Source organism: Paraburkholderia phymatum, assembly GCF_038900715.1.
Lineage (GTDB): Bacteria > Pseudomonadota > Gammaproteobacteria > Burkholderiales > Burkholderiaceae > Paraburkholderia > Paraburkholderia phymatum_A.
On record NZ_JAYMRZ010000003.1, the window covers coordinates 423217 to 446516 of the forward strand.

Below are 23300 nucleotides of genomic sequence, written 5' to 3' on the forward strand. Positions count from 1 at the left end.
CGACAGGTTGCCGCGATTGTCCCGCATGATGTCGGCCGTGCCAATACGGACGCCGATTGAAAGCCAACTGTTCGTGCGTTTGCAACGGATTGCATGTCGGCAGCCGGCAGCACGCCGAGCCGCCGCTCACGTCGCTTGCGTGCGCATCGCCCGATATTCGCGCCTGACGATGTCCATCAGCTCGGCAACCGACGTGCTGACCGTCTCGCGCTGATACGTGACGCGGCCGCGCTGCATCAGCATCACGCGATCGGCGATGTCGAGCGTCTGCGCGTAGTTGTGCATGATCATGATGATCGACAGGCCGCCCTTCTCTTTCAACCGCAAGATCAGATCGATGATGAGCCCCGCTTCGCGCGCGCCCATCGCCGCGAGCGGTTCGTCGAGCAGCAGGATCTTCGCGTCCGAATTGACCGCGCGCGCCACCGCGATAGCTTGCCGTTGTCCGCCCGAAAGCTGTTCGACAGCGAGGTCGACCGACGGCACATGCACGCCTATTTCTTCGAGACATTCCGACGCGCGCTCGCGCATCGCGCGGTGGTTCAGCAAACGAAATGGCCCCGGCCGCAGGATCTCCCGGTTCAGGAACATGTTGTGATAGATGCTCAGCGAATTGGCGAGCGCGAGATCCTGATACACGCATTCGATGCCGAGCGAACGCGCGTGATCGACGGAACGCAGCATCGTCTCCTGACCGCCGAGAAACAGCTTGCCGCTCGTCTGCTGATGAAAGCCGGTGAGGATCTTGATGAGCGTCGATTTGCCCGCGCCGTTGTCGCCGAGGATGCCGAGGATTTCCCCTTGCTTGAGCGTCAGCGACACGCCGTCGAGCGCGGTCACGGCGCCGAAGCGCTTGACGATGTCTTCCCCGCGCAGCGCTTCTTCCGGCGACGACGACATCACAACTCTCCTTTGCGCGCGAGACGAACGACGTGGATGTTGAAGATCATCGCCGCGAGGATCGCCGCGCCGAGAATCATGTTGAACGTGAACGCGTTGATGCCGATCAGCGTGAAGCCGTCGCTCAGGATGCCGAGCACGGCCGCGCCGATCAGCCCGCCGATGATCGTGCCCGACCCGCCCGCGAGTGGCGTGCCGCCGATCACGGCAGCGGCGACGGCAAGGAACATGATCTGGTTGCCGCCCGCCTGCGGATCGATCGACGAAATGCGGAAGCATTCGAGCGTGCCCGTCAATCCCGCGAGCACCGCGGCAAGGACGAAGTTGCCGAGCTTCAGGCGCCTGACATGAATACCCGCCTCGCTCGCGCCGAGCAGATTCGCCCCGGACGCAATCGTATGCAGGCCCCATCGCGTGTGACGCAACAAGACGTGCATGATCGCCGCGAGCGCGATCGCCCAGATGATCTCGCTGTAACCCCACGCGCCCATGAACTCCGCAAAGAGGCCGTCCTCGGGCGGCGAAACGGGCGTGCCTCGCGATATCGTCAGAGTGAAGCCGTTGACGAAGAAGAGCGTGCCGAGCGTCGTGACAAACGACGGAATCCGCAAATAGACCGTGACCGCTCCGTTGACGAATCCGATCAGGCCCGCCGCGACCAGCCCCGCGATCACCGAGAGCCATGCCGGCAAGCCCGCTTCGTGCGTGAAATGCATGATGAACGGTGCGAACGCGAACACCATGCCGGCCGACAGATCGATCTCTCCGCCGATCATCAGCATGATTTCGCCGAACGCGATGATGGCGACGGGCGCGATGAATTGCGACAGGTTCTGCAGGCTCGCCGACGTCAGCAGAAAGTCGTGATTGGCCGTCTCGAAGTACGCGCAGAGAATGACGGCGACCGCGAGGATGCGAAGCTCGCTCGAACGCAGAAACGACCGCGACGAGCGTCGCGGCCGTTGCGCCTTCTTGATGTCCGCTACAGGAGACGTCACCCTTTGATCGCTCCCGTGTGCGGAACGATTTGCGGCTTCGTGCTCTTGCCTTCGTAGCGCGTCGACGTGTTGAGGTAAGGATCGACGGAGGCCTTCGTCACGAACTTCAAACCGGTGTTGACGTTGGCCGGTCCGACGAGCCCGCCCGATGCGAGATACACGAACGCCTGGACCACGGTATAAAAGCCTTGCACGTAAGGCTGCTGATCGATCGTGAAGTCGAGAAAGCCATCGTGAATCAGTTGCACGGTGCGCGGCAGCAGGTCGAAGCCGCCGCCGTGCACGGCCTTCGAGGGCAGGTTGTTCTCTTTCATCACTTCGGCGACGCCCTGCGTGCTGCCCGCGTCGACGGCGAACATGCCTTTCAGGTCCTGGTGGCCCAGATAGAACGACTTGATCTTCGACAGCTCTTCGTTGACGGTCGCGCCCGTCGCGATGGTCTGCACGTCGATCTTCTTGCCCGACTTCTTGATCGCGGCGACGGCGCCGTCCAGACGCGGCTGAATGTTCAGCTGGCCGGGCGTCGCGATGAAGAGCCCGACCAGACCGCTGTCGATCAGGCTCGCGATGCGCTCGCCCATCTGATAGCCGGACAGATACAGGTCCTGGCCGATATACGACAGACGCGGATTCGACGAGCCCTGGGGCGCGTCGGCGTTATACGCGAACACGGGAATGCCTGCGTCGAGCGCTGCCTGGATTGGCTTGTCGAACGCCTTCGGATCGACGATCGGCACGGCAATTGCATCGGCCTTTCCGGCGATCGCCGCGTTGACGGCATTCACCATCTCGGCGATGTCGGCGTTGGCCGAGCCCGTCCACTGAAAGTCCATGCCGAGCAAAGCGGTGGAGTCCTGAATGCCGTACTGCGTCGGCACAAAGAACGGGTTTGTCGTCACGTGATTGACGAAGACGATCTTCCAGCGCTTGTGCGCCGGAAACGGCGCTGCTTCGGCAGCCTGCGCCGGCGTGATCGCGCCACCAAGCGCGCCGCCGAGCAATGCCAACGCCGCGCCGAGGCCGGCGCCCTGCAGCATTCCACGACGCATGCTCTGGACTTCGTCCTTGGGTTCCTGCTTACCGGCCATGTCATCCTCCAGACTTTGAGTTATTGAATAACTTGCTGTGCATGACGGCGCAGGCGAGGGAAGGCGCCGGTGCCGGGAGGCACCACACTTCACGAACCCCGTGTGCATGCGTGTGCCCCTGACGACCCTGCCGAAAATCCTATATCACGTACTTTTGCCGATTAATCAACGTATACCCTAAAGTAGTCGGACTATTTAAAGGCTGGCATAGCGTATCGTTCCCAAGGCCATTTAAAGCGTGCACCACAACGACGAAAAGACCGCCTATGCGGTCTTTTCAGTGTGCGCCGTGCCAGATAGTGGGCTATGAGCAAATGCAGTCAAGTCATGCAGCGAAGTCGTCTCGCCGATACGCGTGGCCTTGCGTTGTAGGCTTTTAGTATGACTTGCGACCCGCGCGGATCACGCCGGAATCTTCCCGCCGAGTTCGTCGTCGACAAACGCGCGGACGATATCGTTGAATGATGCGTCGCCGGCAAAGCCGAGCTGTTGCGCGCGCGACGTGTCCCACTGCGCGGGCCAGCTGCCGACGATTTTCTCGACGCGCTCATCCGCCTTCCATTCGATCCGGGCCGCAACGGCATCGCCGGCCACGTCGCGCAGCGCCGCGATCATCTCGTCGACGCTCACCGACACGCCCGGCAGATTCACCGTGCGCCGGTTGCCGAACGCGGCTCCGTCGATCTCGCATCCGGCCACGAGGCATTCGATCGCCTTGCGCGGCGACAGCAGCCACAAGCGCGTCGCGCCGTTCACGGGACATACTGCCTTTTCGCCCGTCAGCGGCTCGCGGATGATGCCGCTCGCAAACGACGACGCCGCCGCGTTCGGCTTGCCCGGCCGCACGCTGATCGTCGGCAGGCGCAGCACGCGGCCATCGACGAAACCGCGCCGCGAATAGTCGTTCAGCAGCAGCTCGGCGCCCGCCTTCTGCGCGCCATACGACGATTGCGGATTCAGCGCGGTATCGTCGAGCACGACCTCGGGCAGGTCGCCGCCATAGACCGCGACCGAACTCGTGAACACGACACGCGGTTTGTGTCCGCGCATCCGGCATACGTCGAGCAGCAGCCGCGACGCATCGAGATTGATGCGCATGCCCAGATCGAAATCGCTTTCGGCCTGGCCGCTGACGATGGCGGCGAGATGGAATATCGCCAAAGTCTTTTCGTCGATCAGCCTTTCGAGCACGCCGCGCTCTGCGATATCGCCGCTTTCGATCCGCACGCGCGCGTCGTTCGGACCCGGCGCGGCCACGACGTCGAGCAACACCAGTTCGGTGATCGGCTGACGCCGGCCGTCTGCGCCCTTCAACTCGCCGCGCGCAAGCAGTTCGCGCGCGAGACGCTGCCCCAGAAAACCCGCGCCGCCTGTGATCAGTACTTTCATGTGCCGTCGTTCCTCAATATGTGGGTCTGTCGTATGCGCCTGTCGATCAGCCGCGTGGCTTCACATACGGCCTGATCCATCCGAGTCCCGCCGACGTGCCCGCGCGCGGCCGGTACTCGCAACCGATCCAGCCGTCGTAGCCGAGTTCGTCGATCAGCGAGAACAGATACGGATAGTTCACTTCGCCGATATCCGGCTCGTGCCGCTCGGGCACGCCCGCAATCTGGATGTGGCCGATGCCCGCCATGTCGCGTTTGAGCTTGACAGCGAGATCGCCTTCGACGATCTGGCAGTGGTAAAGATCGAATTGCACCTTCAGGTTCGCCGCGCCGATTTCCGCGCAGATCGCCTGCGCGTCGTCCTGGCGGTTCAGAAAGAAGCCGGGAATGTCGCGCGTGTTGATCGGCTCGATGACGACGGTGATACCGTCCGCTTGCGCGGTCTTCGCGGCATACGCGAGATTCTTCAGATACACGTCGCGATGCGCGGCACGCGACTGCTCCGGCCTGATCAGACCGGCCATCACGTGCAGCTTGTCGTTGCCGAGCACGCGCGCGTACTCGAGCGCCGTATCGACGCTGCGGCGGAACTCGTCCTCGCGGCCCGGCAACGACGCGATGCCGCGCTCGCTCGCTGCCCAGTCGCCGGGCGGCGCGTTGAAGAGCGCTTGCGTGAGGCCGTGTTCGTCGAGACGCGCTTTCAGATCGGCGGCGGCGTATTCGTAAGGGAACAGAAACTCGACGGCCTCGAAGCCATCGCGCGCGGCAGCGGCGAAGCGGTCGAGGAACGCGTGTTCGTTGTACATCATCGTCAGATTGGCGGCGAAGCGAGGCATCGAAGCAACTCCTTTATCGATCAAACGAAAACCGGATACGCGACGCATCCGGCCTTCGCGCAATGGTGCGTTTAGCGGTTCACAAGCCGCGCGGGCGTCAGCCATACGGCGATCGCGCCGAGCACGAGCATCGCGGCGAGCACGTACATGCCGGACTGCGTGCTGTGCGTGACATCCTTAAGATAGCCGATCATGTACGGGCTCGCGAAGCCCGCGAGATTGCCGACCGAATTGATGATCGCGATGCCCGCCGCAGCCGTCGCGCCCGACATGAATGCTGTCGGCAGCGACCAGAAGAGCGGCGCGCAAGTCAGCACGCCCGCTGCAGCGATCGACAGGAACGTAATCGACACGGCCGTATTGTTCGCAAACGATGCCGCAATCGTAAAGCCGACTGCGCCCGCGAGCGCCGGGCCGATCAGATGCCAGCGTCGTTCGCGGTACTTGTCCGCGCTGCGGCCCATCACGTTCATCACGATGATCGCGGCGAGAAACGGAATCGCGCTCAGGAGACCGATTTCGAATGCGCCCGTCACGCCCGTCGATTTGACGAGCGTCGGCATCCAGAACGTGAGTCCGTATTGGCCCGTGACGAACGCGAAGTAGATCAGCGACATCCACCACGTGCGCGGATCGCGGAACACCGCGCCGAGCGAATGTGACTTCGCTTTTTCCTGCGGCTGCGCGGCGATTTCATCGGCGAGCAGTTTCTTCTCGTGCGCAGTCAGCCACTTCGCGCTGGCGATGCCATTGTCGAGATAGAGAATCGTCGCGATGCCGACCGCAATCGCGGGCACCGCTTCGATCACGAACATCCATTGCCAGCCGGCAAAGCCGTGATGCGAATCGAAGGTCTGCATGATCCAGCCCGACAGCGGATTGCCGAAGATGCCCGACACCGGAATCGCCGACATGAACACCGCGATGATCTTCGCGCGTCGGTGCGACGGGAACCAGTAGGTCAGGTACAGGATCACGCCAGGGTAGAAACCGGCTTCGGCAAGACCGAGCAAAAAGCGCAGCGTGTAGAACTGCGTCGGCGTCTTCACGAACACGAACAGTGCGGAAAGCACGCCCCATGTGATCATGATCCGCGCGATCCAGATACGCGCGCCGAGCTTGTGCATCAGGATATTGCTCGGCAGCTCGAACAGAAAGTAGCCGAGGAAGAACACGCCCGCGCCGAGTCCGAACACGGTCTCGCTGAACGCGAGGTCCTGCGACATCTGCAGCTTCGCGAAGCCCACGTTGACGCGGTCCAGATACGCGACCACATAGCACAGCATCAAAAACGGCACGATGCGCCAGAACACCTTGCCAAAGGTGCGTTCGATTTCAGCGGCGCCGGGCTGGTTGGCGGCGTCGGCGGGTGAAGCGGGGCGAACGGATGCCGCCTGATAACCAGTCATGTGTTGTCTCCTTCGGAATGGCGCCGGTTTCGGACCGCTCGCGTCACGTCGGGCGGTCTCCGGCTTTTTTGCCAGGGTTGATCGATACGGACGGTTCGCGTCGTTTTGCGGACCTTTTTGCGGACCCTTTTGCGGACCAGTTGAATATCGCCGCGTTACCAGCGCGCACCGAACACATCGCGCAACTCGTCGAGCGCGGCTTCGTCGAGCGGCGCGGGGCGCGGGTTCGTCATCAGCCACAGGCGCGCCGTCTCTTCCAGCTCTTCGAGCGCATACGAAGCCTGCGATACCGAGCGCTCCCACACGACAGGCCCGAGCCGATCGAGCAACACGCCGCGCACGCTGTCGGCGAGCGCGGCGATCTGCTGCGCGACTTGCGGATCGCCGGGACGTTTGTAGCGGATCAACGGAATGTGGCCGACCTTCATCACGTAGTACGGCGTGATGGGCGGCAGCACGTCGGTGTCGCTCCATACGCCCGCGAGCGTCAGCGCGACGAGATGCGTCGAATGCGTGTGGACGATGCCGCGCGCGTCGCGATTGCGCTCGTAGACGCCGCGATGCAGCGCGAGCGTCTTCGACGGCTTGCCGCCCGATACCGCGTTGCCCGCAAGATCGACCTTCGCGATCTGCGCGGGGTCGAGCCGACCGAGACAGGCGTCCGTCGGCGTGATGAGCCAGCCATCGTCGAGGCGCGCGCTGATATTGCCCGCGCTGCCGACGGTGTAGCCGCGCTCGTACAGGCTCGCGCCCGTCACGCAGATTTCTTCGCGGATTTTCGTCTCGTCGCCAGTGTGAACGGCGGGCGTCATTGCGCGCCTCCATCGAGTTGACGCAGCGCCTTCGCGAAGAAATCGACGGCGCCGAAGTTGCCGGACTTCAATGCGAGCGCGAGCGGCGCGGCGCCGATGCTCGCCGTCGCGGGCACGCCCGGATCGATCTGCCTGCCGATGCGCAGCATCTCGACGCCGAGCGCCTGCACGACGGCCCCCGAAGTCTCGCCGCCCGCGACGACGAACTTGCGCACGCCGATGTCATGCAGGCCGCGCGCGATCGAAGCCAGCGTGCGTTCGACGAGATGCCCCGCTTCCGTCACGCCGAGTTCGCGTTGCGTGGCCTTCACTTCTTCGGGCGTTGCTGTCGCGTAGATCAGCACGGGCTGCGGCTGCGCGGCGTTCATGTGCTCGCGCGCGAAGGCCAGCGCCTGTTCGACGACAGGCTCGCCGCGCGCCGCCGCGAGCGGATCGATGCGGAACGCGGGACGCGTCTCGCGCCACGCGGCCACCTGCGCGTTCGTCGCCTTCGATGCACTGCCCGCCAGCACCGCCGACGCGCCCTCGATGCGCGGCAACTCGCCCGCATCGTCCGTATCGCCGCCGAGCAAGCCCGCGCGGCGGAAATTCGCCGGCAAGCCGAGCGCGACGCCCGAGCCGCCCGTGATCAGCGGCAGGTCCGCGCACGCTTCGCCGAGCGTGTAGAGATCGGAATCCGAAATCGCATCCGCGATGAGCATGCGCACGCCGTCGCGCTTCAACGCATCGATCGATGCGCGCACCGCTTCAGCACCTTGCGCGACCGCGTCATAGTGCACGAGCCCGACCTTCGATTGCGTCTGCCGCTGCAGCACGCGCACGAGGTTCGCGTCCGTCATCGGCGTGAGCGGATGATGCTCCATGCCCGACTCGTTCAGCAGCACGTCACCGACGAACAGATGCCCGCGATACACCGTGCGGCCGTTCTCCGGAAACGCCGGGCACGCGATCGTGATCGGCGCATCGGCGCTCGACGCATGCAGCGCATCGAGCAACGCATCGGCGACCGGGCCGATGTTGCCCGCGTCGGTCGAATCGAACGTCGAGCAGTATTTGAAAAAGAACTGCCGGCAGCCTTGCGCACGCAGCCACTCGAACGCGGCCAGCGATTGCGCGACGGCATCGCCGGCGGGTATCGTGCGCGACTTCAGCGCGACCACCAGCGCGTCGGCTTCGATGCGCGTGTCGGCGGCTGGCACGCCGATGGTCTGCACGGTGCGCATGCCGCCGCGCACCAGCATGTTCGCGAGATCGGTGGCGCCCGTGAAGTCATCGGCGATGCAGCCGAGCAGCGGCTTGTTGGCGGAGATCGTCATGTCGTGCAGTCCCTTCGTTTAGCGCTTCGCCGGCACATCGATGCCCGGGAAAATCTTGATCACGGCGGAATCGTCTTCGCCGCCGTGGCCCGCCGTCGACGCCATCATGAACATCTGATGCGCCGCCGCCGACAACGGCAGCGGAAACTTCGAACGCCGCGCGGTATCGAGCACGAGGCCAAGGTCCTTCACGAAGATATCGACAGCCGACAGCGGCGTGTAGTCGCCGTCGAGGATATGCGGCACGCGGTTCTCGAACATCCACGAATTGCCCGCGCTGTGCGTGATCACGTCGTAGAGCGCGGCGGGGTCCACGCCTTCGCGCAGACCGAGCGCCATCGCCTCGGCGGCGGCCGCGATGTGCACGCCCGCGAGCAGCTGGTTGATGATCTTCACCTTCGAGCCCGCGCCATGCTGATCGCCCAGCCGATACACCTTGCCCGCCATCGCGGCGAGCACGTCTTCGCAGGCGGCATAGGCGGCTGCGGGGCCTGAGGTCATCATCGTCATTTCGCCGGATGCCGCGCGCGCCGCGCCGCCGGAAACAGGCGCGTCGAGCATCAGCAGGCCGGCCGCTTCGACGCGGCGTCCGAGGTCGATTGCGAAGTCGGGCGCGACGGTCGCGCAGGCGATCACGACGCTGCCTGGCTTCATCGACTTCACGGCGCCCTGTTCGCCGAACAGCACGGCATCCGTTTGCGCCGCGTTGACGACGAGCGTAATGACGACGTCGCATTGCGCGCCGAGTTCGGCGGGACTTGCGCAGCGCGTGCCGCCATCGGCGGCGAACGCGTCGAGCACTTCGCTGCGGACGTCGCATGCGTGGACATCGAACCCGCCGCGCAGCAGCGAGCGCGCGACGCCCATGCCCATTGCGCCAAGACCAATCACTCCGACTTTTCTGGCCATCACTTTCCTCTACGAACGATGCTTCGGATTACGGCTTGCGCGGCTTTCGACCAGCCGCCAGCCGCGCATTTGGATCAGCAGATGCCTGCTTCGGCGAGCCGGCGCGCCGCGTTGTACATGTGCGTCTGCGCGGCGTTGCGCGCGGCCATCGGGTCGCCCGCGCGAATCGCCGCGACGATCGCCGCGTGCTCGTCGCGCACCTGACGCGAAAAGTCCTCGCGCAGCGCCTCGTTGCGGCGCGTGACGACGGTGCCCGCTTCGAGGTACTGGTTGAGAAACGCGAGGGTCTTCATGAAGTACGGATTACCCGTGACGGCCGCGATCGCGCGATGAAACGCGACGTCTTCGGCCACGCCGTCGCGCCCGTCGGCGACGGCTTCGTCGATCCTCGCGAGCGCGGCGTCGATGGTGGCCATGTCGGCGTCCGTGCGGCGCATCGCGGCCTCGGATGCGACCTCGGCTTCGATCGCGCGCCGCACCGCGAGAATGTGCAAGACGGAGCCGCCTTCGATCGCCTCGGCGTAGTCGATCCGCAGCGGCCGGATCGCGCCATGCACGGACACATAGACGCCGCTGCCCTGGCGCGGCTCGACCACGCCTTCGTTCTTCAGACGCGAGATGGCTTCGCGGATCACCGTGCGGCTCACGCCGAACTCCTGCGCGAGCACGGCTTCCGTCGGCAGCTTGCCGCCGCGCGCAAAGGCGCCCTTGTCGATCTGCGCGAGCAGTTGCTGCGCGACCGTATCGCTCAGCGCCTTGTTGGGGATTTTCTCGAACATGTTCCACAAATTCGCGATGTCATAAGGTCATCATACAAATTTGCGAAAAGGAAGGGCCATCGGGATGAACCCTTAGCCCAACGCGCCGCGAGGCATCGCCCGCGGCGCGGCACGTCGAAATCAGACGGCCTTCATCTGCTCCCGCGCCCAGGCCACGGCCGCACGCGCCGGCGCGATGCCCGTCGCCTTCACGCGTTCCGCCAGCTCGAACACGCGGGGACCGATCTGCGCGACTTCTGCCAGCACGGCTTGCTCGTCGGACGAGCCCAGATACTCGCGCACGCAACTGATGATGCCGCCCGCGTTCACGAGGAAATCGGGCGCGTAGAAGATGCCGCGCTTGTGCAGCGTGTCGCCCTCGGCGAGCGACATTAGCTGATTGTTCGCGCCGCCCGCGATCACCTTGAACTCGCATTGCGCGGCTACGGCTTCCGTGATCGAGCCGCCGAGCGCGCACGGCGCGAACACGTCCGCGTTGACGCTCGCGATGCGCGCCGTGTCCGCGACCTGCGCGCCGAACAGATGCTTCGCGCGCCCGGTCTTGCCCGCGTCGATATCAGAGACGATCAGCTCCGCGCCTGCGGCATGCAGCCGCTCGCACAGGTCCCAGCCCACCGAGCCGAGCCCCTGCACCGCGACCGACACGCCGTCCAGCGTGTCGCGCCCGAGCGCGACCTGCACGGCCGCCTTGAGACCGACGAACACGCCATACGCGGTGCGCGGCGACGGGTTGCCGCCGTACACGTCGTTGTCGCGCGGAATGCCGCTCACGTAGGGCGTTTCGCTTTGCACGGCGCGCATGTCGTCGGCTGTCGTGCCCACGTCTTCCGCCGTCAGATAGACGCCGCCGAGCGATTGCACGAGCCGGCCGAACGCCTTGAACATCGCGGTGCGATCCATCTGCTCGGGACGCTTCAGGATCACGGCCTTGCCGCCGCCGAACGGAAGGCGGGCCAACGCGTTCTTGAACGCCATGCCTTGCGACAGACGCAGCGCATCGTGATACGCCTCGTACTCCGACGCGTACTGCCAGTAGCGGCAACCGCCGAACGCGGGGCCGCGCGCCGTGCTGTAGACGGCGATCACGGCTTGCAGGCCGGATTGCGCGTCGCTGGCCACGACAATGCGTTCGTGGGCGGGTTCGCCGTGAAGCCCGAAAAGCGTTCCAGCGAAATTCGTCGTCAGTCGGTCCATCTGTGTTCCTTCCTTGTGGGCAGGCGGTTGAGCCGGCGCGAAGCGATGACGTCGCGGCGGCGGGCCGCATGTCGTGCGGGTTGCGAACGCATGCGTGCGAATCGCGAGGGCAGCGGGTCCGCCGATCCCCCGATCGAAAAAGTGTAGGCGGCCAAATTCGGAGATTTGTTCTGTTTATCTGGAAATCGGCGCGCCGTGGCAGAATAATCGCCTATGCAAAACCGACCGTGAAGACGATTCGTCTTCCGATTCATCAGCAAGCCTCGGCCGCACACATGAAACTCGACTCCACCGATCAGCGGATACTGCGCGAACTGCGCAACGACGGGCGTCTTTCCAACGCGAAGCTCGCCGAGCGCGTCGGCCTGTCGGCGACGCCATGCTGGAACCGCGTGCGCGCGCTCGAGGAAGCGGGCGTGATCGAAGGCTATGCGGCGTTGCTGAACCAGAAGGCGCTCGGCCTGCCCGACACGGTGATCATCGAAGTGAAGCTCGCGAAGCACGACGAGCGCACGCTGGAGCGCTTCGGCGAAGCGCTCGCCGATCTGCCCGAAGTGGTCGAGGCGTTTCTGGTGTCGGGGGAATACGACTATCTGATCAAGGTCGCGGTCGCGGGCACGGAAGGCTACGAGTCGTTCCTGCGACGCAAGCTGTATCGGCTGCCCGGGTTTCAGGACAGCCGCTCGATCTTCGCGTTGCGGTGCCTCAAGCGCTCGGTATCGGTCGAGCCGTGACGCGCGTCATGCCGACTTCGCAGATGCCGCTGCAAACGTGACGCGCGCCGTCAGGCCGCGCGCGTCGCCGATCGCGCCCGCTGCCTTCTCCCCCGCGTTTCCCCCAGTTTCGAGCGCGATCTCGCCGCGATGCGCCTGCACGATCTCGCGCACGATGGCGAGACCAAGGCCCGTGCCTTCCGTATCGGCGGAGGCGCGGTAGAAGGGCTCGAACACGCGGCTGCGCGCTTCGGCGGGAATGCCCGGGCCGTTGTCGGAGACCGTCAACGTGACGCGCGCCGCGTCGCCATGCACGGCGACCGTCACGTGTCCGCCGGGCTGCGTATAGCGAATCGCGTTTTCGGCGAGATTCGACACGAGCGCCGAGAGCAGGCCCTCGTGTCCGATCATCCACGCAGACGCGTCGAGTTCCGCGCCGAGATCGATGCCGCGATTCTGCGCGAAGAGCGCAAGGTCTTCGACGACTTCTTTGGCGATCGCGGCGAGATCGACGGGCTCGTTCGCGAGCCGCGTGTAGTCGGCGGCTTCCGCTTGCGCGAGCAACAACAGCTTGTTCGTGAGGCCGACCATCGAGCGGTTGCTTCGCTGCATCGCGGCCAGCGCTTCGCCCAGCGACGGCTCCAGTTCGCGATGCTGCCGCGCGTACTGCAACTGCGTGTCGAGCAGCGTGAGCGGCGTGCGCAACTGATGCGCGGCATCCGCGATGAAGCGCCGCTGCGCGGCCACCTGCAAGCCGAGTCGCGCGATGCACTGATTGATCGCATCGACGATGGGCCGCAGCTCCGTGTGCAGTCGATCGACACGCAACGGTTCGAGCTGCATCGGATCGCGGTCCATTACTTCGTCCTTCACCTTCAGCAGCGGCCACAGCTCGAACGTCAGGCCGATGCACGCGAGCGCCACGGCGAGCAGCATCATCTCGATCTGGCGCACCAGCTGCGGCCGCCACAGTTCGCGCACCATCGCATCGCGCGAAGCCTGCGTCTTGCCGACCGACACGAGCACGCGCCGCGTCGCGCCGTTGTCGTACATGCGACGCACGTAGCCGATCGCGCGTATCGACGCGCCGTGCAGCTCGGCGTCGTAGTAGGTAGGCGTATCGTGCGTGGCGGATGCAGATGACGGCGCGGATGCACCGAGCGGAAAATCTGGCATGCCCGCGAGCAACCGATCGTCGTCGACGCTCACGTTGTAGAACACCTGATCGCCATACGGCGACGCGAAGATTTCCAGCGCCGCGGGCGGGATATCGACGCGCAGCATGCCGTCCGCCCATTCGACTTCGCCCGCGATCATCCGCGCCGACGACAGCAGCGTGTTGTCCTGCACGAGATCGGCAGTGCGGCGCGCGTTGTCGTATTCGGCCTTGCCCGTCACGAACACGTAGATCGCGAGCGGCACGAGCAGCCACCACAGCAGACGGATGCGCAGGCTGCTGGTCATCGCGCGTTGCGCCCTGGGTCGCGCTTCGGATCGCGCCTTGAATGGTGCTTCATTCGACGTCGTCCTTCTTGCGCAGCAGATAGCCGAGCCCGCGCAGCGTGACGATCGCGGCCGAGCTGCCGTCGAGCTTCTTACGCAGCCGCGATACGTAGATTTCGAGCGCGTCCTCGCTGGGCTGATCGTCGTGCGTGAAGATCGAGTCCATCAGCGCGGCCTTCGACACCGTCTTGCCCATGCGCAGGATCAACGTTTCGAGCACACTGCGCTCGCGCGGCGTGACGTTGAGCGGCGCACCCTTCAACGCGAACTGCCGCGTGTCGATGTCGAACATGAGATCGCCGCACGACACCTCGTTCGCGGTCGAAGCCGTCTGCCGGCGAATCATCACCTTCACGCGCGCGACCAGTTCGCGCACTTCGAACGGCTTCACCAGATAGTCGTCGGCGCCCGCGCCCAGCAGCTCGACTTTTTCGTCGATCGAGCCGCTCGCCGTCAGGATCATCACGGGCGTCGCATCGCCGCGCTGACGCAGACGCCGCAACACGTTCTTGCCCGACAGCCTCGGCAAATTAAGGTCCAGCAGCACGACGTCGTAACGGTTCGTGCGCAGCAGTTGATCGGCGGCTTCGCCGTCCTGCACGGCATCGAGCGCGAACGCCTCCTGCTCGAGCATGCGCGCGAGCCAGTGCGAGAGCGTCGGATTGTCTTCGATCAACAGCAGTTTCATCGGTCAACGGAATGCATGTAAAGCAGCGCCGGGTTCGCCATCGCGTGTGTGCGGCACTGCCGCGCGATTGTATGTCGACTGTTTGTCGGCGCTTGCATCGGGTTAACACCCATATTTCGGCGCGGCTCCCGAAAGCTGACAGAAGGTTTGAGCTTTCTATAATCGCCCCACTCATTCAAAAAGGCGCGATGCCGCGATGCCAAAGCGGCCGGCGCCTCACCACAAGGAGACTGATGATGCGTACCTTCCGCCAGATCGCAGCCGTGTCCGGCCTCGCCTTCGCCCTCGCCGCGGCTTCCGCCAGCGCTCACGCCGAGAAGATCTCGATCATGGTCGGCGGCGCCGCCAAGATCATCTATTTGCCCGCGAAGCTGACGGAACAGCTCGGCTACTTCAAGGACGAAGGGCTCGACGTCGAGATCCTTTCGCAACCGGCGGGCGTCGATGCCGAAAACGAACTGCTCGCGGGGGCCGTGCAAGGCGTGGTCGGCTTCTACGATCACACGATCGACCTGCAGAGCAAGGGCAAGGAAGTGCAGGCGCTCGTGATCTTCGGCCAGGTGCCGGGCGAAGTCGAGATGGTATCGACGAAGGCAGCGGGCGAGATCAAGAGCATGGCGGACGTGAAGGGCAAGACGCTCGGCGTGACGGGCCTCGGTTCGTCGACGAGCTTCCTCACGCAATACCTCGCGCAGCGCGCGGGCATCCCGTCGACGCAATACACGCTGCTGCCCGTCGGCGCCGACAACAGCTTCATCGCAGCGATCAAGCAGGACCGCATCCAGGCCGGCATGACGACCGAGCCGACCGTCTCGCAACTGCTGAAGATGGGCGATGCGAAGGTGCTGGTCGACATGCGCACGATCGAAGGCACGCGCGCGGCGCTCGGCGGCACGTATCCGGCTTCGAGCTTCTACGTGCAGCGCGCGTGGGCCGAATCGCACAAGGCCGAGGCGACGAAGCTCTCGCATGCGTTCGCGAAGACGCTGAACTTCATCGCGACGCATAGCGCCGACGACATCGCCGCGAAGATGCCGAAGGACTACTACGGCTCGAACAAGGACCTGTACGTGGCCGCGCTGAAGGCCTCGCTGCCGATGTTCACGAAGGACGGCAAGATGCCCGCCGATGGTCCCGAGACGGTGCTGAAGGTGTTGTCGGCGTTCAATCCGTCGGTGAAGGGCAAGCACATCGATCTCGCGAAGACCTATTCGAACGACTACGTCTCGACGGTCGCGACGGCCTCGAAGTAAGCCGTATCGTCGTCCATCACCACTCGCAAGGAAAGAGGCAGCACGCGATGAATCAATCCAGGCCACACGGCGCACCGGCTATCGAGTTGCGCAACGTATCGTGCCGGTTCATTTCACCGGACGGCAAGGCGACGGTCGCATTGCGCGATTTCAGCATGTCGGTGGCGAAGGGCGAGTTCGTCGCCGTCGTTGGACCGACGGGCTGCGGCAAGTCCACGACGCTCAGCATGATCACGGGGCTGCTCAAGCCGACGACGGGCGAAGTGTGCGTGATGGGCGCGCCCGTCGACGGCATCGATCCGCGCATCGGCTTCGTGTTCCAGGCCGATGCCGTGTTTCCGTGGCGCTCGGTGCTCGATAACGTGGCGGCCGGTCCGCTCTATCGCGGCCGCTCGAAATCGGCCGCATATGACGAGGCGAACGAATGGCTGCGCCGCGTCGGGCTCGACAAGTTCGGCAAGCACTATCCGCATCAGTTGTCGGGCGGCATGAGGAAGCGCGTCGCGCTCGCGCAGACGTTCATCAACAAGCCGGAAATCCTGTTGATGGACGAGCCGTTTTCCGCGCTCGACATGCAGACGCGCACGCTGATGCAGGACGAGCTGCTGCAGTTGTGGTCGGCGAATGCGGGCTCGGTCGTGTTCGTCACGCACGATCTCGAAGAAGCAATCGCGCTCGCGGACCGCGTGTTCGTGCTGACGGCGCGGCCCGCGACGCTGAAGAAGGTCTACGAGATCGATCTGCCGCGTCCGCGCATCACGTCGGAAGTCCGCTATGACCCGCGCTTCATCGAAATCTCGCGCGACATCTGGCACGACCTGCGCGAAGAAGTGCAGATCGGTTAATTCAATCAGGCTGGAGCTCGCTCAATGTCTACTACGCCTCAACAAATGATACCTGCCGGCCTCGACGCCAGTTCGCTCGCGCAGGTCGAACGCATCGCGCAAAAGCGCATCCGTCAACGCAACGCGCTCGTGATCGGGCTTCGCATCGCCGTCCTTGTGATCGTGCTCGGCGGTTGGGAACTGTCGGCGCGCCTCAAGTGGATCGATCCGTTCTTCTTCTCGATGCCTTCGGCGATCTTCGAGCAGATCGTCGACTGGTTCGTGAACGGCACGTCGCAAGGGCCGCTGCTCACGCAGGTATGGGTCACGCTCGAAGAGACGGGGCTCGGCTTCATCATCGGCTCGGTCGCGGGCGTGTTCTGCGGCATCGTGCTGGGACGCAACAAGCTGCTCTCCGATGTGTTCAGCCTCTACATCAAGATCGCCAACTCGATTCCGCGCGTGGTGCTCGGCTCGGTGTTCGTGATTGCGCTCGGTCTCGGGATGGCGTCGAAAGTGGCGCTCGCCGTCGTGATGGTGTTCTTCGTCGTGTTCGCGAATGCGTTCCAGGGCGTGCGTGAAGCGGACCGCTACATGATCGCGAACGCGCAGATTCTGGGCGCGTCGCGCCGCCAGGTGACGACTTCCGTGGTGATTCCGTCGGCGCTGAGCTGGATTCTCGCGAGCCTGCACGTGAGCTTCGGCTTCGCGCTGGTCGGTGCCGTCGTCGGCGAATTTCTTGGCTCGAAGCAGGGCATCGGCCTGCTGATCTCGACGGCGCAAGGCGCGTTCAATGCAAGCGGCGTGTTCGCGGCGATGATCGTGCTGGCCGTCGTCGCATTGGCCGCCGATTATCTGCTGACGGCCGTCGAGCAGCGCTTGCTGAAATGGCGGCCGAATATCAGCTGATTGAATTTCTCGCAGTGGTTGTGTTGTTGCAATTGAGCGCCTCCTTTGGGAGGCGCTTTTTTTATTCGCACGGCTTGTCCACGCACGGGCATCCGCACATTACCGAAATGTAATCAGCCCTCGTCCCCATGCCGGTATGATTAAAAATCAATCTGCAGCGGAGCATGGCGATGCGCATCCTCGTGATCGAAGACGAGCCGAAAACGGCCGCCTATTTGAAGAAAGGGCTGGAAGAATCCGGCTATTCGGTCGAAGTGGCGAACGACGGTTCACACGGGCTGATCCTCGCGCAAGAGGAGGACTACGACGTCATCATTCTCGACGTGATGCTGCCGTGGATGGACGGCTGGACCGTCGTGAAGACGCTGCGCGCGACGCGCACCACGCCTGTGCTCTTTCTCACCGCGCGCGATGACGTCGACGACCGCGTGCGTGGACTCGAACTCGGCGCCGACGATTATCTCGTCAAGCCCTTTGCATTCGTCGAACTGCTCGCGCGCGTGCGCACGCTCGCGCGACGCGGCCCGCCGCGCGAGAGCGAGCTGATCAGAATCGGCGACCTCGAAATGGATGTGAACCGGCGGCGCGTCAAGCGCGGCGGACTGCGCATCGATCTCACGCCGCGCGAGTTCTCGCTGCTGCAACTGCTCGCGCGCCGCCACGGCGAAGTGTTGAGCCGCACGCAGATTGCGTCGTACGTGTGGGACATGAATTTCGACAGCGACACGAACGTCGTCGAAGTCGCGATTCGCCGTTTGCGCAGCAAGGTCGACGACAACTTCCCCGTCAAGCTGATTCACACGGTGCGCGGCGTCGGCTATGTACTCGAAATCAAGGAACCGGCCTGATGCGCGGCCGCTCGATCACCGCCACGCTCGCGCTCGCATTCGGCGCGACGACGCTCGCGGTGTTCGTGCTGGTCGGCAACTTTCTCTATCGCGCGCTGGAACGTGAAGTCAGCTCGCAGGATGACATGAGCATCGTGCTCGCCGCGCGCCACGCTCGCCGCCTCGCGACAGAGATCGATACGACGGCGGGCATTCGCGAGCATGGCGACCGTATCACGAGCATCGTGCTGGGCAATCCGGGTATGTCGATGGAAGTGTTCGATCCCGACGGGCAACTCGCGATCGAACACAATGTGGTGAGCACGATCGGCACGGCGATGCCCGTCGGCGACAACTCGATTCTGTCCGCCGGGCGCTCCATTGCGCGAGTGCCCGAAACGGCGCGCATCACGGAGGCATCGATTGCCGGCTGGACGAACAGGACGGGCTCGCCGATACGCGGCATCGCCACGGATGCGAAGCTTCGCGACGGCGAGATGGTCAGCATCGTGATCGCGCGCAACATGAGCGACCGCTATGCGCTGCTCGATCACTATCGCGATACGCTGAAAATCTGCGGCATCATCGGCGTGATTCTGACGACGGTGCTGAGCTATCTGCTGATACGCGCGGCGATGCGGCCCGTGCGCGATATCGCGGCGAGCGCGAGCGAAGTCACCGTCAACCGCCTGAACACGCGTATCGCCGTCACGAGCGTGCCGCGCGAACTCGAAACGCTGGTGACGACGCTCAACGCGATGCTCGAACGCATGGACCACGGCTTCAAGCAGATGTCGCGCTTCACGGCGGACCTCGCGCACGACATGCGCACGCCGCTCGCCAACATGCGCGGCGCAACGGAAGTCGCGCTCGCGCGTCCGCGTTCCGCCGACGAGTACGAAGCGCTGCTCGCATCCAACCTGGAGGAATGCGAGCGGCTGTCGCGAATGATCGAGAATGTGTTGTTCCTCGCGCGCGCGGAGCATCCGCAGTTCGTCAAGCACATGCGTGTATTCGATGCCGTGCAGGAGCTGACGCATATCGGCGAATACTTCGAGGGCGTCGCCGAAGATGCCGACGTGCGCATACGCGTGACGGGCTCGGCGATGCTCACCGCCGATCTCGAACTGTTCCGCCGCGCGGTCAGCAATCTGCTCGCCAACGCGTTGCGCTACACACCGCGCGGCAAGGAGGTCGTGCTCGACGCGCATCGGATAGACGATCGCGTGCGCGTGACGGTGTCGAACGAAGGCGAGCCGATTGCGCCCGAACACCTGGAGCGGATTTTCGATCGCTTCTATCGCATCGATCCGTCGCGCAGTTCGTTGAGTTCATCGCGCTCGTCGCAGGGATCGACGGGATCGACAGGCCTCGGGCTCGCGATCGTGCGCACGATCATGGATCTGCATGGCGGCACGGTGCATGCGGAAAGCGATGCGAGCGGGACGCGGTTTGTGTTGGGGTTTCCGTGATCATCCAGAAAGCGATGCAAGCAAACCCAAACCCCTACTCCCCCCGCAACCCCGCCAACGTAACCCGCAGCCCCGACCGCTCTTCATCGTTCTCCATCCGAAGCACCGCGTGATGCCGCTGCGCGATCTTCAGCGCAATCGCGAGCCCGAGTCCGCTGCCATGCTCCTTGGTCCCCGCGCTGCGATAGAAGCGGTCGAACACACGCTCGCGCTCGGCCTCCGGAATGCCCGGGCCGCTGTCCGACACGCCGACGCTGATGTCCGCGCTGTTGCGCGACAGGATCACGTCGACCTTGCCGCCTGGCGGCGTATAGCGAATCGCGTTGTCGATCAGATTGTTGAGCAGCACCTCGATGCCTTGCGCTTCCGCGCGAACCTTGTAGGCGTCGTCGGCATCACGAGCGTGATGGCATTCCAGACCGAGATCGATTTGCCTCGCCTCCGCAAGCAGCGAAAAATCGCCGACCGTGCGCTCACACAGTCGGCGCAGGCTCACCGGCTCGAACCGCGCGCTGCGCTGCGCGTCCTCGCGCGCGAGCGTCAGCAACTGATGCACGAGATGAATCAGCCGGTTCAGGCGCCCTTCGATGCGCGCGAATGTCTGCTTGCTGCCGACCAGCGAACCGTCGCGCTCCGCCGCCTGCAACTGCAATTTCAGCGCGGCAAGCGGCGACCGCAACTCGTGCGCGGCATCGGCGACGAACGTGCGCTGCGACTGCGAGGCGATGTTCAGGCGATTCAGCAAGTCATTGAGCGCATCGACGAGCGGCTTCATTTCGACGGGCATGCGCCCATCGAGACGCAACGGTTCCAGTGAATCGAACGAACGCGTCGCGAGCGCGCGCGAAATGCTGCCGAGCGGCGCAAGCCCACGTCCCACGACGAACAGCACGATCAGAATGATCGCGGGAATGAGCAATGCCAATGGCCATAGCGTGCGCAATGCGAGCCGCAGCGCAAGGTCGTCGCGCACGGACACAGGCTGCGCAACCTGCACGAAGCGGTCGCCCTCCTGAACGCCGAACACGCGCCAGTGATACTCATCGCGCTCGATCGTGCGAAGGCCCGCGGGAAAGCGCTGAAGGTCGATACCGTCCAGCGACTTGTAGATGCTCTTGCCCGCCTGGTCCCAGACCTCGATGAAGAGACGATCGTCGGAAAGGCCTTCGAAGTCCGGCGTACTGTGCGTCAGCGTATCGACACTGCTGATGTTCGCGGGCACGGAAAGCGCGACCGTGCGCAACTCGTAATCGAAGAGTTCGCTCGCCTCGACGCGCGCGGTATAGAAGATGCCGTAACCCGCGATCAGCGCCGCCGCGGCCAGCCCGGCAATCAGCCAGCCCAGCAGCCAGCGCCGGATCGATGTCACTCGCACCTCTTCAGCCGATAGCCGACGCCGCGCACCGTCACGATCTGATCCGCGCCGATCTTGCGACGCAAGCTGTGCACATGTACTTCGATCGTGTTGCTGCCCACTTCCTCGCCCCAGCCGTACAGTTTCTCTTCGAGCTCGGGGCGCGTGAAGACACGCATCGGTTCTTCGATTAGCGCCTGCAACAGGCTGAATTCGCGCGGCACGAGCGAAAGCAGTTCGCCGTTGAGCGTGGCTTCATGCGTGGCGGGGTTCAGCGTCAGATCGCCGTGCGCATAGACAGGATTGGTGTGCCCCGTGCGGCGGCGTAGCAGCGCGCGCACGCGTGCTGCAAGCTCGTCGAGATCGAATGGCTTGACGAGGTAATCGTCGGCGCCCGCGTCGAGTCCGACGATGCGGCTTTCGACGGCATCGCGCGCCGTCAGGATGATCACGGGCGCGCTGCCGCCGCGCCGCCGGTAGCGGTTGAGCACATCGATGCCATCGGCCTTCGGCAAGCCGAGATCGAGCAGAACCAGATCGTAGACGTCGTGGTCCAGCGACAGCTCGGCTTCGCGTCCGTCGTGCGCCCAATCGATCGCATAGCCGGCGCGCCGCATCGTCTCCACGACAGGCTCGCCGATCATCTCGTCATCTTCCACCAGCAGCAAACGCATCGCGCTGTTTCTCCTGAATAGCCGCCATTGTCGGCGCCATTAGCTTAACGCGCCCTTAGCGATCCGGGCGGCGCGCCATGCCGACGCAACGATCGGAGCAATCCGCGTGCAGATGCCGGTCGTGCTGCTTCAGTCGTCGATAAAGACGCGTCGCCATGACGGCGACGCGACGTGAAAGATGGTTCGAAACGAATGCGTCAGCTAGCGCCCGCCCGCCGCGCCGATTCGACGGGCAAGCCCACGCATTCGTCGCAGCGGCCGAAGATCACCAGATTGGAACTGGCGTAGTGAAAGTGATGCTCGGCTGCGATCTTGGCCTGCTGCTCTTCGAGGCCCGGATCGTACGCGTCCTGGATGCGCCCGCAACGATTGCAGACGAGGTGATAGTGGCGCTTCCCGCGATTCAGTTCATAGACGATGCGCGCGTCGCCAAGGGACGCACTGGAGATGAGATCGGCCTCATGCAATTGCGCGAGCGCACGATAAACGCTCGCGAGACTGCACGCTTCCGTATCCTGCGACAGCTTGCGGAACACCTGGTCCGCGCCGAAGTGCTCATTCGGAAAATCGTGGAAGAGCTTGAGTACGGCAGCCCGGCTCGACGTCGGACGCAAGCCAGCCGTTTTCAACGCCGCGTAGATCGCAATCATGTATGTGCCCCGTCATGATGGGCAAAGCCTCGTAGCGGGCTTCGCGACGCGACATTGTCGCTGTGCGAACCTTAAGAATCGCTTATCGGCGCTGATGCGATGACGGGTGCGCAACGATGCTGCGCGGGCTGATCCGCGCAATGGACGCGGCTTCGCGCGCGAGACGCAAGCCGCGTCGAATCACGTTCAGATGAGCCGCAGTGTCCGCTCGTCCGGCTCGCCATCGAAGTACTTCGCCAATGCATTCGCGAATACCGGGTCGCCTGGCGCCGCCTTCGAAAACAAGGTCATCGACGAACGGAACTTCAAATAGTCCGGGTAGCCGAAGATGCTCTCGATCGTCGCCCCTTCGACTTCATTGACCGCTTGTGCCGCCTCCCTCAACCGGGGACCGAGCACCGGATGTTGCAAATATGCGACAGCTTCGGCCAATGAGGTAATCGCAAATTTTTGGGCCATTTGGCTCTCGCCGAGCCCCTGAATCTGCGGAAACACGTACCACATCCAATGGCTTTGCTTGCGTCCGGCGCGCAATTCCGCTAGCGCCTGCGCATAAATCGGGGCCTGAGCGTCGACAAAACGCCGAAGGTCGAACTGATCGTCCATCGCGTCCTCCGTAGTTCTCTCACATGCCGCTCGCGATGCATCCGGCATGTCCGTCAATTCCCTACAAACAACTTTCAAACCCATTTTTCCGGCCGCGCAAATGCCCCGGAAATCCCAAAAATGCGGCATTGCGACACTATGTCTCACCGCTTATCACGCAATAGTTCGTTCGCATCAAAGTGCTGTACTGCAACACGT

General features: G+C 64.0%; 23 protein-coding genes. 6 read left to right on the plus strand and 17 right to left on the minus strand.

The genetic code is table 11. The annotated features are described in order from the left end of the window. Nucleotides 1–126: 126 nt before the first annotated feature. From VSR68_RS08205 to VSR68_RS08255, 11 genes are all read right to left on the minus strand, one after another. On the minus strand, nucleotides 127–900 hold the full coding sequence (locus VSR68_RS08205) for an ATP-binding cassette domain-containing protein (protein WP_342939334.1): 774 nt from the start codon (nucleotides 898–900) through the stop codon (nucleotides 127–129). Next, on the minus strand, nucleotides 900–1898 hold the full coding sequence (locus VSR68_RS08210) for an ABC transporter permease (RefSeq protein ID WP_342939335.1): 999 nt from the start codon (nucleotides 1896–1898) through the stop codon (nucleotides 900–902). The genes VSR68_RS08205 and VSR68_RS08210 overlap by 1 nt, the downstream gene beginning before the upstream one ends. Next, the gene (locus VSR68_RS08215; RefSeq protein ID WP_342939336.1) at nucleotides 1895–2986 is read right to left on the minus strand and encodes a sugar ABC transporter substrate-binding protein; all 1092 of its coding nucleotides are present in this window, start codon (nucleotides 2984–2986) and stop codon (nucleotides 1895–1897) included. The genes VSR68_RS08210 and VSR68_RS08215 overlap by 4 nt, the downstream gene beginning before the upstream one ends. 402 nt (nucleotides 2987–3388) lie before the next feature. Next, complete coding sequence (gene denD, locus VSR68_RS08220; protein ID WP_342939337.1) at nucleotides 3389–4375, minus strand: D-erythronate dehydrogenase; 987 nt, start codon at nucleotides 4373–4375, stop codon at nucleotides 3389–3391. A 46-nt stretch (nucleotides 4376–4421) separates the two neighbouring features. After that, nucleotides 4422–5210, minus strand: a complete 789-nt coding sequence (otnI, locus tag VSR68_RS08225; protein WP_342939338.1) for a 2-oxo-tetronate isomerase — start codon at nucleotides 5208–5210, stop codon at nucleotides 4422–4424. Between the two features lie 71 nt (nucleotides 5211–5281). After that, nucleotides 5282–6619: an MFS transporter gene (locus tag VSR68_RS08230; protein WP_342939339.1), complete on the minus strand. Its 1338-nt coding sequence runs from the start codon at nucleotides 6617–6619 to the stop codon at nucleotides 5282–5284. A 155-nt stretch (nucleotides 6620–6774) separates the two neighbouring features. Continuing rightward, a complete protein-coding gene (locus VSR68_RS08235; protein ID WP_342939340.1) occupies nucleotides 6775–7431 on the minus strand; it encodes an aldolase in 657 nt (218 codons plus the stop codon). Beyond that, nucleotides 7428–8747: a 3-oxo-tetronate kinase gene (gene otnK / locus VSR68_RS08240; protein WP_342939341.1), complete on the minus strand. Its 1320-nt coding sequence runs from the start codon at nucleotides 8745–8747 to the stop codon at nucleotides 7428–7430. Before otnK ends, VSR68_RS08235 begins: the two co-directional genes overlap by 4 nt. Before the next feature lie 18 nt (nucleotides 8748–8765). Continuing rightward, a complete protein-coding gene (gene ltnD, locus VSR68_RS08245) occupies nucleotides 8766–9656 on the minus strand; it encodes an L-threonate dehydrogenase (protein ID WP_342939342.1) in 891 nt (296 codons plus the stop codon). A 74-nt stretch (nucleotides 9657–9730) separates the two neighbouring features. Further along, entirely contained in the window at nucleotides 9731–10435 is a 705-nt protein-coding gene (locus VSR68_RS08250) for a FadR/GntR family transcriptional regulator (protein WP_342939343.1), read from the minus strand. 120 nt (nucleotides 10436–10555) lie between these two features. Then, nucleotides 10556–11629: a Leu/Phe/Val dehydrogenase gene (locus VSR68_RS08255; RefSeq protein ID WP_342939344.1), complete on the minus strand. Its 1074-nt coding sequence runs from the start codon at nucleotides 11627–11629 to the stop codon at nucleotides 10556–10558. Between the two features lie 275 nt (nucleotides 11630–11904). Between VSR68_RS08255 and VSR68_RS08260 the strand changes: the two genes are divergently transcribed. After that, the gene (locus VSR68_RS08260) at nucleotides 11905–12363 is read left to right on the plus strand and encodes an Lrp/AsnC family transcriptional regulator (protein ID WP_087732959.1); all 459 of its coding nucleotides are present in this window, start codon (nucleotides 11905–11907) and stop codon (nucleotides 12361–12363) included. Nucleotides 12364–12369: 6 nt separating this feature from the next. Here VSR68_RS08260 and VSR68_RS08265 read toward each other — a convergent pair whose 3' ends face one another. Together VSR68_RS08265 and VSR68_RS08270 are read right to left on the minus strand one after the other, a co-directional pair. Next, nucleotides 12370–13806 carry a sensor histidine kinase gene (locus VSR68_RS08265; protein WP_342939345.1) on the minus strand — a complete coding sequence of 479 codons (1437 nt, stop codon included), beginning with the start codon at nucleotides 13804–13806 and terminating at the stop codon, nucleotides 12370–12372. A gap of 49 nt (nucleotides 13807–13855) precedes the next feature. After that, nucleotides 13856–14533, minus strand: a complete 678-nt coding sequence (locus VSR68_RS08270; RefSeq protein WP_342939346.1) for a response regulator — start codon at nucleotides 14531–14533, stop codon at nucleotides 13856–13858. Between the two features lie 236 nt (nucleotides 14534–14769). Here VSR68_RS08270 and VSR68_RS08275 point away from each other — a divergent pair, with 236 nt between their 5' ends. The 5 genes from VSR68_RS08275 to VSR68_RS08295 all read left to right on the plus strand — a co-directional run bounded on the left by VSR68_RS08275 (nucleotide 14770) and on the right by VSR68_RS08295 (nucleotide 19818). Further along, nucleotides 14770–15786 (plus strand): ABC transporter substrate-binding protein, encoded by a 1017-nt coding sequence (locus VSR68_RS08275; RefSeq protein ID WP_342939440.1) that lies wholly within the window; start codon nucleotides 14770–14772, stop codon nucleotides 15784–15786. A gap of 47 nt (nucleotides 15787–15833) precedes the next feature. Further along, nucleotides 15834–16631, plus strand: coding sequence for an ABC transporter ATP-binding protein (locus VSR68_RS08280; RefSeq protein WP_342939347.1), 798 nt, complete (start codon nucleotides 15834–15836; stop codon nucleotides 16629–16631). 24 nt (nucleotides 16632–16655) lie between these two features. Then, nucleotides 16656–17519 carry an ABC transporter permease gene (locus VSR68_RS08285; protein ID WP_342939348.1) on the plus strand — a complete coding sequence of 288 codons (864 nt, stop codon included), beginning with the start codon at nucleotides 16656–16658 and terminating at the stop codon, nucleotides 17517–17519. 170 nt (nucleotides 17520–17689) lie between these two features. After that, nucleotides 17690–18367 (plus strand): heavy metal response regulator transcription factor, encoded by a 678-nt coding sequence (locus VSR68_RS08290; protein ID WP_342939441.1) that lies wholly within the window; start codon nucleotides 17690–17692, stop codon nucleotides 18365–18367. Then, on the plus strand, nucleotides 18367–19818 hold the full coding sequence (locus VSR68_RS08295; RefSeq protein ID WP_342939349.1) for a heavy metal sensor histidine kinase: 1452 nt from the start codon (nucleotides 18367–18369) through the stop codon (nucleotides 19816–19818). The genes VSR68_RS08290 and VSR68_RS08295 overlap by 1 nt, the downstream gene beginning before the upstream one ends. Nucleotides 19819–19852: 34 nt before the next feature. On the opposite strand, the gene VSR68_RS08300 is transcribed toward VSR68_RS08295, so the two are convergent. The 4 genes from VSR68_RS08300 to VSR68_RS08315 form a co-directional block, all read right to left on the minus strand. Next, nucleotides 19853–21187, minus strand: coding sequence for an ATP-binding protein (locus tag VSR68_RS08300; protein WP_342939350.1), 1335 nt, complete (start codon nucleotides 21185–21187; stop codon nucleotides 19853–19855). Then, a complete protein-coding gene (locus VSR68_RS08305; RefSeq protein ID WP_342939351.1) occupies nucleotides 21184–21846 on the minus strand; it encodes a response regulator in 663 nt (220 codons plus the stop codon). Before VSR68_RS08305 ends, VSR68_RS08300 begins: the two co-directional genes overlap by 4 nt. A 197-nt stretch (nucleotides 21847–22043) precedes the next feature. After that, entirely contained in the window at nucleotides 22044–22496 is a 453-nt protein-coding gene (locus VSR68_RS08310; RefSeq protein ID WP_342939352.1) for a transcriptional repressor, read from the minus strand. A gap of 186 nt (nucleotides 22497–22682) precedes the next feature. Further along, nucleotides 22683–23102: a DUF1810 domain-containing protein gene (locus VSR68_RS08315; protein WP_342939353.1), complete on the minus strand. Its 420-nt coding sequence runs from the start codon at nucleotides 23100–23102 to the stop codon at nucleotides 22683–22685. Nucleotides 23103–23300 lie beyond the last annotated feature (198 nt).

What these genes read in the sequence shown, in the direction of transcription:
- VSR68_RS08205 (WP_342939334.1), bottom strand. Translation starts at nt 900, where the DNA reads ATGTCGTCGTCGCCGGAAGAAGCGCTGCGCGGGGAAGACATCGTCAAG.
- VSR68_RS08215 (WP_342939336.1), bottom strand. Translation starts at nt 2,986, where the DNA reads ATGGCCGGTAAGCAGGAACCCAAGGACGAAGTCCAGAGCATGCGTCGT.
- denD (WP_342939337.1), bottom strand. Translation starts at nt 4,375, where the DNA reads ATGAAAGTACTGATCACAGGCGGCGCGGGTTTTCTGGGGCAGCGTCTC.
- otnI (WP_342939338.1), bottom strand. Translation starts at nt 5,210, where the DNA reads ATGCCTCGCTTCGCCGCCAATCTGACGATGATGTACAACGAACACGCG.
- VSR68_RS08230 (WP_342939339.1), bottom strand. Translation starts at nt 6,619, where the DNA reads ATGACTGGTTATCAGGCGGCATCCGTTCGCCCCGCTTCACCCGCCGAC.
- VSR68_RS08235 (WP_342939340.1), bottom strand. Translation starts at nt 7,431, where the DNA reads ATGACGCCCGCCGTTCACACTGGCGACGAGACGAAAATCCGCGAAGAA.
- otnK (WP_342939341.1), bottom strand. Translation starts at nt 8,747, where the DNA reads ATGACGATCTCCGCCAACAAGCCGCTGCTCGGCTGCATCGCCGATGAC.
- ltnD (WP_342939342.1), bottom strand. Translation starts at nt 9,656, where the DNA reads ATGGCCAGAAAAGTCGGAGTGATTGGTCTTGGCGCAATGGGCATGGGC.
- VSR68_RS08250 (WP_342939343.1), bottom strand. Translation starts at nt 10,435, where the DNA reads ATGTTCGAGAAAATCCCCAACAAGGCGCTGAGCGATACGGTCGCGCAG.
- VSR68_RS08255 (WP_342939344.1), bottom strand. Translation starts at nt 11,629, where the DNA reads ATGGACCGACTGACGACGAATTTCGCTGGAACGCTTTTCGGGCTTCAC.
- VSR68_RS08260 (WP_087732959.1), top strand. Translation starts at nt 11,905, where the DNA reads ATGAAACTCGACTCCACCGATCAGCGGATACTGCGCGAACTGCGCAAC.
- VSR68_RS08265 (WP_342939345.1), bottom strand. Translation starts at nt 13,806, where the DNA reads ATGACCAGCAGCCTGCGCATCCGTCTGCTGTGGTGGCTGCTCGTGCCG.
- VSR68_RS08270 (WP_342939346.1), bottom strand. Translation starts at nt 14,533, where the DNA reads ATGAAACTGCTGTTGATCGAAGACAATCCGACGCTCTCGCACTGGCTC.
- VSR68_RS08275 (WP_342939440.1), top strand. Translation starts at nt 14,770, where the DNA reads ATGCGTACCTTCCGCCAGATCGCAGCCGTGTCCGGCCTCGCCTTCGCC.
- VSR68_RS08280 (WP_342939347.1), top strand. Translation starts at nt 15,834, where the DNA reads ATGAATCAATCCAGGCCACACGGCGCACCGGCTATCGAGTTGCGCAAC.
- VSR68_RS08285 (WP_342939348.1), top strand. Translation starts at nt 16,656, where the DNA reads ATGTCTACTACGCCTCAACAAATGATACCTGCCGGCCTCGACGCCAGT.
- VSR68_RS08290 (WP_342939441.1), top strand. Translation starts at nt 17,690, where the DNA reads ATGCGCATCCTCGTGATCGAAGACGAGCCGAAAACGGCCGCCTATTTG.
- VSR68_RS08295 (WP_342939349.1), top strand. Translation starts at nt 18,367, where the DNA reads ATGCGCGGCCGCTCGATCACCGCCACGCTCGCGCTCGCATTCGGCGCG.
- VSR68_RS08305 (WP_342939351.1), bottom strand. Translation starts at nt 21,846, where the DNA reads ATGCGTTTGCTGCTGGTGGAAGATGACGAGATGATCGGCGAGCCTGTC.
- VSR68_RS08310 (WP_342939352.1), bottom strand. Translation starts at nt 22,496, where the DNA reads ATGATTGCGATCTACGCGGCGTTGAAAACGGCTGGCTTGCGTCCGACG.
- VSR68_RS08315 (WP_342939353.1), bottom strand. Translation starts at nt 23,102, where the DNA reads ATGGACGATCAGTTCGACCTTCGGCGTTTTGTCGACGCTCAGGCCCCG.